The 15,595-nt window shown below is 59.9% G+C and carries 12 protein-coding genes; 7 read left to right on the forward strand and 5 right to left on the reverse strand.

Translation table 11 applies throughout. The features are described 5' to 3' along the window. Positions 1–61: 61 nt before the first annotated feature. Both IPM84_17065 and IPM84_17070 read left to right on the forward strand, forming a co-directional pair. The gene (locus IPM84_17065; protein ID MBK9094438.1) at positions 62–538 is read left to right on the forward strand and encodes a hypothetical protein; all 477 of its coding nucleotides are present in this window, start codon (positions 62–64) and stop codon (positions 536–538) included. A gap of 182 nt (positions 539–720) precedes the next feature. Beyond that, on the forward strand, positions 721–1,203 hold the full coding sequence (locus IPM84_17070) for a peptidylprolyl isomerase (protein ID MBK9094439.1): 483 nt from the start codon (positions 721–723) through the stop codon (positions 1,201–1,203). Between the two features lie 389 nt (positions 1,204–1,592). Here IPM84_17070 and IPM84_17075 read toward each other — a convergent pair whose 3' ends face one another. Further along, positions 1,593–2,471 (reverse strand): helix-turn-helix domain-containing protein, encoded by an 879-nt coding sequence (locus IPM84_17075; GenBank protein ID MBK9094440.1) that lies wholly within the window; start codon positions 2,469–2,471, stop codon positions 1,593–1,595. A 272-nt stretch (positions 2,472–2,743) separates the two neighbouring features. On the opposite strand from IPM84_17075, the gene IPM84_17080 reads away from it, so the two are divergent. The 4 genes from IPM84_17080 (at position 2,744) to IPM84_17095 (ending at position 8,153) form a co-directional block, all read left to right on the forward strand. After that, complete coding sequence (locus IPM84_17080) at positions 2,744–2,971, forward strand: hypothetical protein (GenBank protein MBK9094441.1); 228 nt, start codon at positions 2,744–2,746, stop codon at positions 2,969–2,971. A gap of 125 nt (positions 2,972–3,096) precedes the next feature. Then, positions 3,097–4,152, forward strand: a complete 1,056-nt coding sequence (locus IPM84_17085) for a hypothetical protein (GenBank protein MBK9094442.1) — start codon at positions 3,097–3,099, stop codon at positions 4,150–4,152. Then, positions 4,146–4,625, forward strand: a complete 480-nt coding sequence (locus IPM84_17090) for a hypothetical protein (GenBank protein MBK9094443.1) — start codon at positions 4,146–4,148, stop codon at positions 4,623–4,625. The genes IPM84_17085 and IPM84_17090 overlap by 7 nt, the downstream gene beginning before the upstream one ends. A 9-nt stretch (positions 4,626–4,634) precedes the next feature. Then, positions 4,635–8,153, forward strand: coding sequence for a M23 family metallopeptidase (locus IPM84_17095; GenBank protein MBK9094444.1), 3,519 nt, complete (start codon positions 4,635–4,637; stop codon positions 8,151–8,153). 194 nt (positions 8,154–8,347) lie between these two features. On the opposite strand, the gene IPM84_17100 is transcribed toward IPM84_17095, so the two are convergent. The 4 genes from IPM84_17100 to guaA all read right to left on the reverse strand — a co-directional run bounded on the left by IPM84_17100 (position 8,348) and on the right by guaA (position 13,405). Beyond that, on the reverse strand, positions 8,348–9,121 hold the full coding sequence (locus IPM84_17100) for a tryptophan-rich sensory protein (GenBank protein MBK9094445.1): 774 nt from the start codon (positions 9,119–9,121) through the stop codon (positions 8,348–8,350). A gap of 215 nt (positions 9,122–9,336) precedes the next feature. Next, on the reverse strand, positions 9,337–10,791 hold the full coding sequence (locus IPM84_17105; GenBank protein ID MBK9094446.1) for a serine hydrolase: 1,455 nt from the start codon (positions 10,789–10,791) through the stop codon (positions 9,337–9,339). 11 nt (positions 10,792–10,802) lie between these two features. Further along, positions 10,803–11,756, reverse strand: a complete 954-nt coding sequence (locus IPM84_17110) for a site-specific DNA-methyltransferase (GenBank protein ID MBK9094447.1) — start codon at positions 11,754–11,756, stop codon at positions 10,803–10,805. A gap of 74 nt (positions 11,757–11,830) precedes the next feature. Then, on the reverse strand, positions 11,831–13,405 hold the full coding sequence (gene guaA, locus IPM84_17115) for a glutamine-hydrolyzing GMP synthase (protein ID MBK9094448.1): 1,575 nt from the start codon (positions 13,403–13,405) through the stop codon (positions 11,831–11,833). Between the two features lie 181 nt (positions 13,406–13,586). Between guaA and IPM84_17120 the strand changes: the two genes are divergently transcribed. Beyond that, on the forward strand, positions 13,587–15,557 hold the full coding sequence (locus tag IPM84_17120; GenBank protein MBK9094449.1) for a hypothetical protein: 1,971 nt from the start codon (positions 13,587–13,589) through the stop codon (positions 15,555–15,557). Positions 15,558–15,595 lie beyond the last annotated feature (38 nt).

Genomic DNA, 15,595 nt, shown 5'->3' on the forward strand with positions numbered 1-15,595 from the left:
AGGCCTATGCCGTCTGATCCTTTGCCTAACGAGGACGTTGCCCCGTAGCTCATCTTCGCTGATGATCGCCGGTTCGCCGCAGCCGAACATCCCCTGGGAAGAGCGGCCGCCCGCCTGTGCGGACGTTGTCTGGCGTTTCAGCCGCAACCCCATCATTGCCCGCGACGCCATTCCGACCGCCAACAGCATCTTCAACAGCGCGGTCGTGCCCTTCGGTGACGGCTTCGCGGGCGTCTTTCGCTGCGACGACCGCGCCCGCCGCATGAACATCCATGCCGGCTTCAGCGCTGACGGCATCCATTGGCGCATCAACCCGCAGCCGATCGCATTCCGCTGCCATGATACCGAGATCGGCGCGCTGGCCTACCGCTACGATCCCCGCGTCTGCTGGAATGTCGTTTTTCCCTGCGCCGCGCTGACCGACGCGGCCACTGGCCGGGTCGCCATTTATTATGGCGCGGCCGACACCGTCACCGGGCTGGCCTTTGGCTATCTGCAGGAGATCGTGGCGTTCCTCAAGGAAAACTCGCAGGTGTGATTCGCGTCACCGCGAACGTCACACGTTGGGGACAGGAGCGGCGGGCGAGACACCCGCACTCCCCGCCCGTGACGCTCTGCGTCGCCCGTCTCCAATCCAAGACCCCGTGTGGTATAATAGGTTGCCTGTTCGGCAGATGCTATGCCGCAGGTACACAAATCAAGAGAGGATCAGCAAAAAATATGGCGAAGCAGTGGAGCACCCCCCCGGCGATGAAGATTGATGTCAAGAAAAATTACACGGCAACCATCGTCACCAACCGGGGCACGATCGAGGTAGCCCTGTCCGCGCAGTACGCGCCTAAGACGGTCAACAATTTCGTTTTCCTGGCGCGCGACGGTTTTTATGATGGCGTCTCGTTTCACCGGGTCATCAGCAATTTCATGATCCAGGGCGGCGATCCCACCGGCAGCGGGAGTGGCGGGCCGGGTTACCGCTTCGAGGATGAAACGCGCGGCAACCCACTCAAGCACGAGACCGGCGTCATCTCGATGGCGAATGCGGGGCCGAACACCAACGGCAGCCAGTTCTTCATCACGCACTCGCCGCAGTCGCACCTGAACGGCATGCATACCGTCTTCGGCAAGGTCGTCAAAGGCATGGACGTCGTCAACGCCATTCGTCAGGGCGACGTGATGTCGAGCGTCACCATCACCGAGGCGTAGGGGGCGGGTTTTTGACCGCAGAGATCACAAAGAGCACAGAGACGTTGCCGATATGCGGCTAATCTGCCGTTTCTTTGTGATCTCTGCGTTCCTTGTGGTCGAATACTTCTTCATGGAGGGTATCATGAGTGTCGCTGTTAGGGATAGAGCGGGGACACCGCCTTGGTGAGAGCATGCGGAGGAAACATGACTCAAGGACAGATCTTGAACGAGTTCCGCCAACTCCCGTTGCAGCAACAGCTGATCGCGAAAGCACTGGCTATTGTATTAGCGATCAAATGAAGTTGTCACAGGGCAAGCGATTCATTCGAATGGCAGGAAAGACGGTCATTTTGCTTTTGCAAAATGACCGTCTTTTATTGGATATGCGTCCGGCTACCTCAGCAGGATCACTTCTGCGCTGCAACACTCCCTTTCGGAGGCAAGGAATCAGCGCAGTACCACGAGCGGGCGTCCTGCTGATCACGGAGCTCTGACCAGGCCGACAGGGAACCATACTGTTCCCGGCAGGCGACGTTGGTGTCCATGTCGCCCTCACGGGTCATTTCACCCATCGTGAATTGATAGGGACAGCGCCAACTGAAGGGGTTGTGTGGATTCAAGAGAACTGCTGACCTGCCGTCTGTCAGGCCAGGAAACTGTTGCTGGCAGGCCAGGTCGAAATTCAATGCACCCAGCACGTAGCGCCCGAACGGATTGTAACTTCGCAGTAGAGCCACGCTGAACAACAGAATCAACCCGCTGCTTATTACCAACGCTAGAACACGACGACTGCGCAATGCAGGCTGATATGTTTGCCAGGCAGGATACCACCGTGCCCGCGTGATGGCGACCAGCGCGGGAGGTAGCAGTGCGACCGTGGCGACCGGCAAGGGAGGGGGCGATTCGGCCGGCGCCGGTTCAGAGGCCGCTGCCGTGATCGAGGCTGGCAACGCATTGGGCGTGGCGGCGTCGGGTGCTTCCGGGCCTGGTCTTGGGATCAGATCCAACCCCTGCTGGCGGTGGAAGCGCTTGGCCTCGATCAGCGCCTGGCGATAGGTGCGCAGATGTGCGCGCATATCATCATCGAGACTGAGGGCATCGGACGTCAGCAGTTTATCAATGAAGGTTGGGCTGATGTGCTGGCCGCGTTCTACTTTGGACACAACCGAAGGGTCATAATCGAGCTGGCATGCCAACTCCTGGGCCGACAGACCCTGGCGCAGACGTAGCCAACGGATGTACTGACCAATTTCCTGCACGAGAAGACTAGCATCTGGATCGGGCATAAGCGTTTTGGCAAGCGAACTGGCAACTTTTTCCACAATTTCAAGAGCCGATCTGGTATGTTGAACCAACAATCATCGGCTCCAGCCTCTCCCTGAGACTGATTTCATTTTATCATACTTGGGCTTTTGGGGTCAAATCGGCTGGCGCTACGACAGCTTAGCCGCAGGCGGTGGGAAGCGCGTTCGACAGTAGGAGCCGGAATGATGGTTTTGAACCCAGAGGTCAAAAGCCTGATTAGAGGCGTATCAACGTCAAGGATATGGAGGACAAAATGCACATCGGTAAGACTATGAAGTGGATGATCACGTTAGGGGCGGGTGTATTGACCGCGGCGGCCACGCTGCTGACCTACAGCCGCGGACGCGACGCATGCCCGCAGTGCGGCTACTTACACGACCTGCACGCGTGTAAGCACTGCGGCTGGACAGCCTGTTTGGCTTGCTGGCAGCGTATGAGCCAGTACAACACATGCCCAAGCTGTGGGCAGGGCAGTCCGTAGACGTCTGCTCAATGCAACTGTCGGAATTCTGTTACAGACCAACACCGAGATGCTTATCGGCTGCGTCGAAACAGCGCTGCGCATTTCTTTCGCTTGACCCATCTTGAATCCAGGAGGAACAACTCATGCTTACTCGAAAACCCATGCACGTGCTAAACGTGACGCTTTTCTTACTGCTGATCCTAGTGCTGCTCGTACAGAGCGCCGCGGCTCGACCGGTCGGTCAGGGCGATGAGCCGCCAGGGAATCCTGGCATTGCGCCCGTCAGTCCCGACGCTCCAAGTAGCATTATGTTCAGCTACCAGGGCAATTTATTGGACAGTAACGGCAACCCGATCAGCAACCCGGCCATGCCGATGACATTCAAACTCTATACGATGGTCACCGGGGGCACGGCCTGCTGGACAGAAGACCGCACAGGCGCTAATGCCGTCAACGTGCAGACCGGCCATTTCCAGGTGCTGCTTGGGCGGGTCACGACCATGAACACGGCTTGCCTCACAGGTGATGCCTATCTGGAGCTGATCGTCAACGGGGAAACACTCACTCCACGCGAACAGTTAGCCAGCGTGGCATTCGCGGTGGAGGCGCAGACTGTGTCAAATGGCGCTGTCACGACGATCAAGATCGCGGACGGCGCCGTCACGACGATCAAGATCGCGGACGGCGCCGTCACGACGGCCAAGATCCAGGACGGGCAGGTCAGTAGCGCCGATATCACAGACAACACCGTGGATGAAAGCGATATCGCTGATTCATTCAAGGCACGCGATGCCGATAAACTGGATAATCTGGACTCATCCGCCTTTGCTCCAGCCACGCACAACCACGATGCGTTCTACTACACAAAAGGTGAGAGCGACTCCCGCTTTTTCAACGTTAGCGGCGATACGGTCACCGGCAATCTGACGGTCGATGGCAACGCGGCGATCGGCCCGCCTAATAGCGGTGAGGGTGGTGAAATTACATTACGAGCCGGCGATTCTGGCAATAGTTGGACTGTCGACAACAATCGCGGTCAATTCAGACTTCATCACGATGGATTAGTCTATTTTACAGTTTCTCCGGCTGGCGATGTCAAGAGCCAAAGCGATCTCACTGCAGGCCACTTCTTGAGGTTGCAGGGAACCGATTTCATCATGGAGGAGTACGGGGACGCGGCGGTGGTCGAGCCATGGTGAATGATCTCAACGATACACTGACCATCAATTACGATAACGATTTTGCTGGCGGTATTCGACTCAAAGGGCAAGTCTCGTGCGGCGGGTTGGTGGAGACAAATCTGCAAACAGAGGCCGAACAAGAAAATAGTCGCATCGATCGCTTTGAAGAAGGGGACGTTCTCTGCTGGGGTTTGGGTCAACTCGAACACTGCACGATGGCTGATGACCGTCTCGTACAGGCGGTTGCCAGCACGTTGGGTAAACCAATAATTATCGGTGCCGAAAAGATCAAAGTGTTAGGACCAGTACAGCGTGGTGATATCCTGGTGGCATCGAGCGTACCAGGCTATGCGATGGTCAACAACAATCCTAAACCGGGTAGTGTTATTGCCCAGGCGCTGGAGGGTTTTGATGGCGTGCGCGATCATCAAGGCGATGATCCGCAAGTGGTGAACTGGTTCCTCGGCAGCTTGTCTTGTGATACACGTTGAGGAGGCCTTATGCACGGCACAAGAATTCAGCACCATGTTTGGTCGGTCGGCGTATGGGCGATCTTGATTCTCGCTGCCTACCCGGCGACTGCCGCGATATTGCACAATCCCCAGATGGTGGTGCAGCGTACCGAAAGTCAGATTGCACCCATTCTCTCGGACGGCGAGTTTGTCTACGGCCCGAATGTCGGTGATTTTGACATCGAACGGTATTTGCGCGATCTCGACAGTCCTTTGGTTGCAGTCAGCGATACAATCGCCAACTGGACAGCGTACGCCAGTGTGAATCCGCGCGTTGTACTCACGGTGCTCGAAATGACGGATCACCTGGTGACACAGCCCAACCAGGCTGTTCCCGATACGATTGCAGTTACCATTGAGCAAAGCACGGTGGACATGGCAGAGGCATTCTACGATCATCTTTACCTGTATGGAACCCGAGCCAAAGTCTCACCCACGGCCCATCCGCCGGTTGTCACATTGGCAACGGGAGAAGTTATCGAGTTAGCCAATCCTGCCAGTTCCAGCACCTACGCGGTGGCGGCCATCCTGGCCGCGCAGTCAACCACAACGACCGAATGGCAGACCAAGGTCTCTCCGCGCTCGCCGACGGGTTTTCTAGCCACGTACGAGCGCCTGTTCCCTGCCAATGATCCGTTGAGTGAGACGAACCAGATCAATCCAACCGACCTGCCGCCGGCTGATTTGCTCCAGTTTCCATTTCCACTTGGTGAAACATGGAAATTCAATGGCATGCATAATTGGAATGGTGGCGGCGGTCCACGCCCCTGGTCATCGATGGATTTTCTGACGTCAGAAGGCAGTTGTAATAACCCTCCCAACCGATGGGCGGTCGCAGCAGCCGGAGGTAATGCCTATCACCCCAGTGGCTACAGTTGCTGGATTCGGGTTGATCACGGTGGCGGCTGGACCACCAGTTATTACCACATTCTCAACACGATAGCGGGTGGTGCTATCGGCCGCAACGGCAACGTTGGCGCGGTTGGCTGTGAGACGTGTGCGGGAGGATCGGCTTCGGCGCCTCACGTCCACTTCAGCCTGTTGTTCAATGGTAGTTATGTGGATCTTGACGATGTAAGATTATCCCGCTGGGTTGTGCATCCGGGCTCAGGGAACTACGGGGATGGCTACATCGAGCGAGACGGGATAATCAAGTATCCCTACAGTTGGGTGACTAATGATGGCGTCGGTGCCTGCTGCGGTTGTAGCCTGATTCATTCTCTTGCGGTCGATCCATCACGGAAGGCGTCGCTCGGGCTCAAACTGGCAGCTTTGCCGTTGATCTCAGATGGCTCCCCGTTCAATGTCGACCGATCTCTTTCCCCTCTCCCGGCTACTACGCCGACAAGCGCAACGCCCGTCCCAATAGGATTGACGCAAGACGCCCCATCGGTAGTAACTATCGAGCCGGCGGCGCGCCAGGCCGCTCAGCCAGCCGATAAGACACATTCGGTAAATCGGCACGCAGCAGCAACCGACTCTGTTCGTCTCGATACTTGCGCAGGTGGTTGTGGTGCAGATCAGATTGCGGGATACGTGGCCTGCAAGCGGGCAGATTCGCCCCTTTCTGGCTATGGCGCTACCTTTGTTGCTGCTGCAGCAGATTGGAACGTTGATCCCCGCCTCATCGTGGCGATCGCGGGGGCAGAGTCGAGCTTCGGCACGAATGGCAGTTGTGCCACCCAGAACCACAACGCCTGGGGTTGGGGTGGCGGCTGGCCCAACTGCTGGGACTTGACGACCTGGGATGCCGGCGTTCGACGGGTGACCCAGGGCTTGCGCCAGGTGTATCTTGACCAGGGGCGCAATACAATCCATGATATCGGCGTTGTCTATTGCGGGTCGGGTTGCGCAGATTGGGAAACAAACGTCAAAACGTTTTACGCACAACAGGGAGGAAACCCCAACACGAACGACCTCTCATACGCCGCATGCAGCGGCATGTGCTGCGGCGCGTGTCGGGCACTGTCACCTTCCCAGTCTGCAGCTAACTTAGGCTATGCGTTGACCGATACCACGATCAACGTAAGCTTTGCCGGCAGGCTGTCAGAAGCCACTGAGGCGTCGGTCGACCTAGGATATCTTGCATTGGGTATTCCAGTGACCGACATTGCAACGGGATTGAGGCTAACTGCTGTACCGCCGACGCTCATGGCATCAGCAACCTCCCTATTGCCAGTAGCAACTCCGGCCCCCTCGCTGGCCCACCCAGTGATTTTTCACCTCAGCCGAGAGACGGTACGCAGTTCTGACCAGGAGTCGACGCGTAATCTGTCAACACAGGCTGGAATAAACTCCCATCTGGTTCTCGCACCGCTCACGTCAGAATCAAAGCCCTTGACCAGGGGCTCATCTCTGTTTTTCACCAGTACACCACAACGGGCTGTCGCCCAGTTGCCTGCCCCCGAGGCCACTCCGGATAGCCGCCGTCCGGAATCAACCAGTTACGTGCTCGCCCGTAGCGTGCTGGCGATGAGCGGCGGAGTCAAGACATCAGTCGGCTACCAGCAGATGGGTACAAGTGGTCAGGTTTTCGGTGCAGCTCGCCTACAGTCCACCGATTACCAGGTAATCAGTGGATTTTGGGCTTCCGTGGCGACGCCCACCCCAACGCCCACCAACACGCCTACATGGATAGCAACCTCAACACCCACCCGTACACCAACTTCCAGCTCTACGTTGACCTTCACGCCGACAATTACGGCCACGCGGACACCAACCCAGGGAACGCAGATTCCCACGAATACGCCGACGCGCACGCCAAAACCGACAAAGACCTTTACGCCGGCGCCCACACCGACTGCGACGGTCACGCCAACAAGTGGCCCGTCGCCGACGCCCACCCTGATACCAACGGGCGGGCCGTCACCGACGTTTACTCCGACGCCCACAAGGACGCGAAAGCCAACAAAAACGCCTACGCTTGTGCTATCTCCAACCGTAACGCCCACATCTACGAACGGGCCGACCGCAACTCCTACGGCACCGGTACTCAATACCGGTTTTGCAGGCCCTTCGACGAATCTGCCGGTCGGTGGCGGCGACGGCAACGGCTTCGAGGTCAATCCTGCCGGTGCCTACGCCGATGGCGGTGTGTCCGCGGCTGACATAGATAGCGGCACAGGAACCAGCACCAGTTGCGGCTCAGCCCGCAAAGATCGGCATGCGTATTATAATTTCAACCTGCCGCTACCTGCCAGTGCGGTTATCAGAGGTATCCAGGTGCGGCTTGATGCTAACGCAGACAGCACCGTCGGCGCACCCAAATTGTGTGTTGAACTGTCAGGTGATGGTGGTCTCAACTGGACGTTAGCCAAAGCAACATCCACGCTCAACACGGTCGAGACAACCCACACACTTGGCGGTGTTGCCGACACATGGGGGCGTAGTTGGACAACCGCCGATCTCAACAACGTGGGTTTTCGAGTTCGCCTCACCTCGGTCGCCGGCGCGCTGGATCGCGACTTCAGCTTGGATTACGTGGCCGTCAGCGTGACCTATCAGTAATTGCGTTAATCTGATCGTGTGAAACCAGTGCTTGCAAAAACATGGGGAGCGCAACACGTATTGCGCTCCCCATGCCTATTCTAAAGACAGCACTGTCGGATCCGATTTACACAAAACTCGCCCGGCAAGGCAGGAGAGTGTTGCGGAAGCGGAATGTCCGATCTGCAACGTATCGGCTCTCGAAACACCGCCCCCTACGCCGCAGCCATGCCCCCTGCCGAACGCCGCGTCAGCAGCGCCAGCGCCACGCAGCCGACGACCAGCGCGGTCGCGACCCAGGCGCTGATGTTGACCAGGGGCGTGCCGGCCTGTTTGACGGCAATGCCGATGAAGGCCCACACGAGTACGAGCAGATACGCGACATCGCGGCGCGTCTGCGCCATCAGGTAGGCCACGGCTGAGGCCACGGCCAGCATGATGACCGCCCAAACCGGTCCGCTGATGCCAAAGCCGTTCCACCCCCAGTATTCCAGCAGATCGGTCACATTGGCAATGGTCGCCACGGTGATCCAGCCCAGGTAGATGCTGAACGGCACGTGGACCGCCCAGCGCTCCACCGCGCTGACCGGCGCCTGTCCAATGCGCAGCCGCTGGTAGATGACCAGCAGCGAGACGAGCAGGATCAGCATAACGACCAGGGTCAGCGGGAACAACTCGTAGTGCCAGAGGAAGATCCAGATGCCGTTTGCCAGGCAGCTCAGCGCAAACCAGTAACCCAGGCTGCGCAGCCGCGGGTTCTCACGCTGGCTGGGCAGCGCCTGGTAGATGCCGAAAGCGATCAATCCGATGTAAATGATACCCCAAATGGCGAAAACATAGCCGGCCGGTACAAAAAAGACAGCAAAGCTGTCCGAAATTTCACCGGTCTGCTTGCCGTTGAGGGGCAGGGCGTTCGCCAGGCCGTTGACGATCAGCGCGCCGACGAGGGCGATCACGTTGACGAGTTGACGCAGGGTGTCCTTGTTCATGTTGCTTCTCCTTGTACTCTTCCTCTTACTTCTTTCTGAAATCTAACCGGGACAAGCCGGAACCAAACAGAAATGTGGAACCGCCAAGGCGCAAAGGCCGCAAAGAATACCGCATAGGACTTGGCGATCTTCGCGTCTTGGCGGTTTCCTGCTTTTTGTGCGTCCCGCCTGTCACATTGGACGGCCAGAATGGTGCGATCGTAACACGCGCACGGTCACCGCGGCGCGCTGGCAGCCCAGGTAAAGTAGTCCCAGGTCGCGCGGCTCACTTCGCCCATGAAGCCATCGCTGAATTCCCACAAAACCCAGCGCGGCATGAAGATAAAAATGCTCAGCACGTAAGGCCCCGACGGTCCCCACACGATCGCCACGTCCGCATGGCTGTCGTTGATGTAACCGTGCTTATGCACCACGCGTGTGCCTGCGGGCAGGCCACCGGGAATCAGCGCCTCCAGTTTGTTCAACGCGATGATCTCGATCATCTTCTGGCACTCGGCCTGCGTGATGTCCGGCGCGTACGCGGCCAGCAGGGTGCCTCCGCCTTCGGAACACTGCACAATCATTTCGGCCAGCAGGCCCATGTCCCTGGCCGTGGTCTGCATGTGAATATCGGGATTGGTCGTCAGATCGGTGCGGCTGTTGGCCGGCGTGGTGATGCGAAAACTCTGCGCTTCCACGTCATAGGGCGTCGCCATGAAGGTGTTGACCAGGCCCAGCTTGCGCATGGACGCGGTCAGCACCTCAACCCCGGCCTGCGCGCTGCCATCGCCGACCACGCGCAGGAGCAGATTGGCGCTGAAATTGCCACTCAGGCCCAGCGTCTGCGTCAGCAGCTTGGTCTCCTCGATGTTGGGCGGCCTGTCCAGGTGACGAAAGACCTCGACCAGGATCGCCAGCTTCATAGTGCTCATGCCCGCGAAGGCCACATCGGAATTAACGTTGACCTCCTGCCCGCGGCCGATATCGCGCACAAACACGGTGGCAATGCCCGGCCAGTGCTCGGCGCGCGCGCTGAGCAGTTCTTGTAACGCGCCGATGCCGGGCGGCGGCGCGGGCGTTTCCACCAGGACCAGGTGCGTCTCACGCTTGTCCGCTGAACTCAACGCGACCATGATGCCGGCCACCGACTCCTGCGCGGCCAGGCTGAGGCCAGGCTTGCCGGCCACAAAGGGCAAGGTGTCGGTCGGAATCTTGCCGCTGACCAGCGGCAGCGCGTGCGCCGGTTCCGGCGGACGGTCATACTGCGCGGCCACGTCATCCAGCCAGGTTGCCAGCGCGCCGCTGTCCACCGCGTATTGCAGGGTCACGGTAATCGGCGGTGTGACGCGTCCCATCAGGTGATAGACGAATCCCCGCCAGCGCCCCAGGCCCCGCGTTTGCGCGTCGGCCGCGGCCAGCATGTCTGCGGTCTTGACGCGTAACCCAATCTCACGCGGCTGCAGGATCAGGCGCTTCTGGTCATAGTAGACCGCGACCGGTTGGCTGAACGCGTATTGCAGCGACGCGTCAATCGTCGCCGCATCGCTGGCGCCCAGGTCCAACCCAGCCAGGCGCACGCCCGGCGGCACCGGCCCCTGCGCCTCCGCGTACCAATAAGCTTGCGGCGCCACAAAGGCCGCGGCCGCAGCCAGCAGCAGCAAAACGATGATTTGCCTTATTCTGCGCTTCATCCTGCTGAACCTCAAGAACCCTCTGTATCGAAAGAGGCCGGTTCCTCTAATAATACTAACTGCGACATGTTGGTCGTGGAGTTGGCGGTCAAGTGCTCAGGAACATCTTCCTCAGCGGTAGACGCGCCGAAACCCTTGCTGAACAAGGACGCCTCTCTGAGGCTCGGAAATCGGAACTTCGATCCTTCCAGGTAATGGGGCGCGAGTTCAAACGCCAACCACCGTCTCTGCAAGCGCTCCGCCACCTCGCCGGTGATGTTGCTACCGGCGAAGGGGTCAATAACCAGGTCCCCGGGTTCGGTTAGAAACTTGATGAAGAACTCGGGTAAGCCGTGCGGAAAACGCGCCGGATGTGGCTTGATGCCATGTTCGCGGCATTGGCGCAGATACGTGCTGTTAGAGTCGGTATTGGCCAGGGTCAGTAAATTGGGCGGAATGGCTCCTTGGTTATCGCGTGAGAAGTTCTCCGAAATCTCGTGCCCTGATGGACGCAGCTTGGCCTTGTAGCCATTGTCAAGGAGCTTGCGCATGGAATCACTGTATGGTTTCAGCACGCGCCAGTTGCTGGCTTTCGGCTCCGGGGTCTTCGACAACCACCACACCGGGTCAATTGCGTCTTTGACACGAGTCCGCCGGACCGTCACCCATTCGGCGGGAGAAGGCAACTTGGACGGATTATACCAATAGAACTCCTGCGCCAGGTGGAAGTCGAGCGTTTTGCACAGGGCAATCACGAGCTCAAAATGGTACAAGGAACGCGTGGCCTGTCCGTTCACCCACGTGCCGCCAATGTCAACTACCAGACTCCCCTGGTCTTTCAGCACGCGTTTGAACTCACGCGCGAAGTCCATGAACCATGCCACATACTCCTCGTCACTGACGTTGCCATACTCCTTCTTGCGCTTCAGGGCGAACGGAGGCGATGTCATAATCAAATCCACAGAGTTCGATTCAATCTGACGCATGTAGCTCAAAGAGTCGCCAAGGTAGGCCGCGCCAAAATCAGTCGTGTACAGAGGGTCTTCTCGAATCAACGAGTCTATTCCCACTCGATGGTTCCCGGCGGTTTCGATGTCACGTCGTACACCACGCGGTTGACGCCGCGCACTTCGTTGACGATGCGGCTGCTGATCTGGGCCAGCAGATCGTAGGGCAATCGTGACCAGTCGGCGGTCATGTAGTCTTCGCTGTTGACCGCGCGCAGCGCCACGACATTTTCGTAGGTGCGGCCGTCGCCCATGACGCCGACGGAACGCACCGGCAGCAGCACGGCAAAGGCCTGCGCGGTGGGGCGATAGAGGCCGGCCGCGCGCAATTCTTCCAGAAATACGGCGTCGGCGTGGCGTAGAATTTCCAGGCGCTCCCAGGTGACAGGGCCGAGCACCCGAATCGCCAGGCCTGGCCCGGGGAACGGATGCCGCCAGACGATCTCCTCCGGCAGCCCCAACGCAATGCCCACCGCCCGCACCTCGTCCTTGAACAGCCAGCGCAGCGGCTCGATCAGCTTGAACTGCATGTCGGCCGGCAAACCACCGACGTTGTGATGCGTCTTGATCGTGGCCGCGCTGCGCCCTGCGCCCGCGCTCTCGATGCGGTCCGGGTAAAGGGTGCCCTGCGCCAGGAAACGCGCTTCGCCCCACGTCGAGGCCAGGCGCGTCGCTTCCTGTTCGAACACGCGCACGAAACGGTTGCCGATCAACCGGCGCTTGTGTTCCGGGTCGCTGATCCCGGCCAGATCGGCCAGGAACTCCTCGCTGGCATTGACCGCAATAAGCCGCACCTGCATCTCACGCTGGAAGGTCTCCAGCACTTGTTCCGCCTCCCCGCGGCGCAGCAGACCGTGATCCACGAACACGCAGGTCAATTGATCGCCAATGGCTTTGTGCAGCAGCGCCGCGGCCACCGCGGAATCAACGCCGCCGCTCAGCCCACACAGCACATGGCCGCTGCCGACCTCGGCACGAATGGCCGCCAGGCTCTCTTCGATGAAATTGAGCGGTGTCCAGGTGCCATGGCAGCCGCAGACGTCCACCAGGAAATTGCGCAGGATGGCCGGGCCGTTGCGGGTGTGTGACACTTCCGGGTGAAATTGCAGACCATAGATGCCACGGGCCGCGTGGCCCATGGCGGCCAGCGGTGAGTTGTCGCTGCTGGCAATGGCCTCGAAGCCCGGCGGCAGCGCCTCGATACGGTCGCCGTGCGACATCCACACGGTGTGGCGCGTCGGCAGGTTGGCAAACAGAGGGCTGCTGACCTCGCCGGTGCGAACCTCGGCCGGGCCATACTCGCGTCGCCGCGCCGCCCCCACCTGTCCGCCCAACGCCTGGGTGAGCAGTTGCATCCCATAGCAGATGCCGAGCACGGGCCGACCGCTCGCCAGCACGTAATCAGGCAGCCGGGGCGCGCCCGCTTCGTAGACGCTGGCCGGGCCGCCTGACAAGATGAAGCCCTTTGGCTGCAGGCGTTCGAACGCGGCCGCTGGCGCATCCCAGGGCAGCAGTTCGCAGTACACATGCGCTTCGCGCACCCGGCGCGCAATCAACTGACTGTATTGCGAACCGAAATCGAGAATGACAATCGCCTCCGCGCTGGCGCCTAGATTCTTTTCAGGCATCCCCTGATCCTTTATAGCTGGTTTCGTCTGGCTGCGGCCCATTATGCCACAAAGCGGGCAAAAAGGGTAGCAGCGTCTTCTCGCCTGACAGCATTGTGTACAAACAAAACTTGTGGTATACTGCGCTTATGTTGCTCGGGGACATGAGGATGCGCAAGATAAGCGAGAAAGCACAATGGTCATGAAACGAATCAGGTGGTTTCATCTTCTTCTGCTGACCGGCTTGATCCTGACGCCGGCTCTGCTGACGACGCCGGAGCGAGTGGCGGCCGCCAGTTGCTTCGACCTGATTGCCAACGGCAACATGGAAAGCACCGGCGGTTGGCAGATCACCGGCGGCCCGCCGGCGGCCGACTATGACAGCGCACAGGCGCTCAGCCCCACCCGCAGTATGCGCCTGGGCATCATCAGCGGCGCCAACGCCTTCGGTTTCTCCGGCATCCAGCAAATGCTGACCATCCCGGCCGCCGCGACCAGCGCCACGCTCACTTGGTCCGCCTGGCCTTTCCTGGCGACCAGCGGTGAGGACGATTACCAGGAGGTCATCCTGCAGGATGCCGCCACCAGCAGCACGGTGGTTGTCCTCTGGCGTGACCAGCGCAACGACCGCGCCTGGGTGCCGCTGACGCGTGACGTGCTGGCGTACAAAGGGCAGAACCTGCGCCTGTTCGTCAATGTGCGCAACGACGGCGTCGGCAGTTACGCCGGCATGTATCTGGACGATGTTTCCCTGGTGGTCTGCCTGGCCGATACGCCCACGCCTGGCCCCGGCGCGGTCGTTGATGGCCGCGTCTACATTGATAACAACCTGAACGGGCTGTACGACTTGGGTGAGACCGGTTACCCCAGCCTGCCGGTCAGCCTGGCTCCCGGCGGTTCGGTGCTGACAGACGGGGCCGGCGCCTACACCTTTGGCGCGCAGGCCGCGGGCAATTACACCGTGAGCATCACGCCGCCGCCGGGCTACGCGGTCACCTCGCCGCCGAGCGTTGCCATTACCGTCAATGCCACCAATCAGGTCGTCAACTTCGGCCTGACCCCCATCGTGGTGGCCACCAACACCCCTACCCCCAATATCATCACGGCTACGCCCACCTGGACGCCGATCGTGGTGACGAACACCCCCACGCCGACCGGACCACCGACGGCCACGCCCACCTGGACGCCGATCGTCGTCACCAACACCCCCACGCCAGGCCCGGTCATCATCACGGCGACGCCCACCTGGACGCCGCCCGGCCCGCCCACGTTCACGCCGACGGCCACGCCCATTCCGCCCACCGGCACGTTTACACCGGTGCCCCCCACGCTAACGCCGCCACCCACCTACACACCCTTGCCGGGCGGCTGCACGAACTGGCTTGAGAATTCCAGTTTCGAGGATGAGCTGCAGCGCGCAGACCCAGCCTGGTACTACTACGGCGAGCCTCTGCCGCCGCAGCGCGTTACCGATCCCAAGCGCGAAGGCAACTGGTCGGTGCGCCTGGGCACGAATGAAAAAGACGCGGTCTCCTTTTCTTCCGTGCGCCAGGATGTCATCATTCCAATCAACGCCACCAGCGTAGAACTGACCTGGTTCTACTGGGCCAAAGCGGACGACCCGAACGACCAGGGAGACTATCAGCAGCTGCTGCTGCTGACGCCGTCGGAGCATCCCTTGCGCCATCAAATCATCCGCGAGCTGTGGCCGCGCAATCGTGAGGTCACCGATACCTGGAAGGAACGCAAGGCCGATCTCAAGCTCCATGCCGGCTCGCATGTGGTGATCTACTTCAACGTTTACAACAATGGCAACGGCAAGCGGCGTTCGATGTACCTGGACGACGTCAAGCTCATGGTCTGCGTGCCAACGCCAATCCCGCCTACACCCACGCCCGCACCGACCAACACGCCGGTACCGCCGGCGCCGCCCACCGCCACCATCACCCCGACCGCGCTGCTGATTCCCGCGGCGCCAGAGGTGATTCTGCCCGACCTGCAGGATCCGACTGAACGCGCCGCGGAGGCGCTCACCACCGACCTCCCTGCACGCATCCTGCGTTTTCTGCTCAAGAATCCGCTGCTGCTGCTGGCGCCCATCCTGCTCGTGGCTGCCCTGGTCTTCTGGCTCAGGTCACGCCAACCACCTCCCACGAACCCGACCATGGACTGAGAGCGGAGAGCGGAGCACGGAGACGCGAAGGTTGCGAA

Origin of the sequence: Candidatus Amarolinea dominans (genome assembly GCA_016719785.1) — a bacterium.
Taxonomy (GTDB): Bacteria; Chloroflexota; Anaerolineae; order SSC4; family Amarolineaceae; genus Amarolinea; species Amarolinea dominans.

Coding starts and splice junctions, on each gene's coding strand:
- IPM84_17095 (MBK9094444.1), top strand. CDS start 4,635: ATGCACGGCACAAGAATTCAGCACCATGTTTGGTCGGTCGGCGTATGG.
- IPM84_17075 (MBK9094440.1), bottom strand. CDS start 2,471: ATGCCCGATCCAGATGCTAGTCTTCTCGTGCAGGAAATTGGTCAGTAC.
- IPM84_17110 (MBK9094447.1), bottom strand. CDS start 11,756: ATGCGTCAGATTGAATCGAACTCTGTGGATTTGATTATGACATCGCCT.
- IPM84_17120 (MBK9094449.1), top strand. CDS start 13,587: ATGAAACGAATCAGGTGGTTTCATCTTCTTCTGCTGACCGGCTTGATC.
- IPM84_17070 (MBK9094439.1), top strand. CDS start 721: ATGGCGAAGCAGTGGAGCACCCCCCCGGCGATGAAGATTGATGTCAAG.
- IPM84_17105 (MBK9094446.1), bottom strand. CDS start 10,791: ATGAAGCGCAGAATAAGGCAAATCATCGTTTTGCTGCTGCTGGCTGCG.
- IPM84_17080 (MBK9094441.1), top strand. CDS start 2,744: ATGCACATCGGTAAGACTATGAAGTGGATGATCACGTTAGGGGCGGGT.
- IPM84_17085 (MBK9094442.1), top strand. CDS start 3,097: ATGCTTACTCGAAAACCCATGCACGTGCTAAACGTGACGCTTTTCTTA.
- guaA (MBK9094448.1), bottom strand. CDS start 13,405: ATGCCTGAAAAGAATCTAGGCGCCAGCGCGGAGGCGATTGTCATTCTC.
- IPM84_17090 (MBK9094443.1), top strand. CDS start 4,146: ATGGTGAATGATCTCAACGATACACTGACCATCAATTACGATAACGAT.
- IPM84_17065 (MBK9094438.1), top strand. CDS start 62: ATGATCGCCGGTTCGCCGCAGCCGAACATCCCCTGGGAAGAGCGGCCG.
- IPM84_17100 (MBK9094445.1), bottom strand. CDS start 9,121: ATGAACAAGGACACCCTGCGTCAACTCGTCAACGTGATCGCCCTCGTC.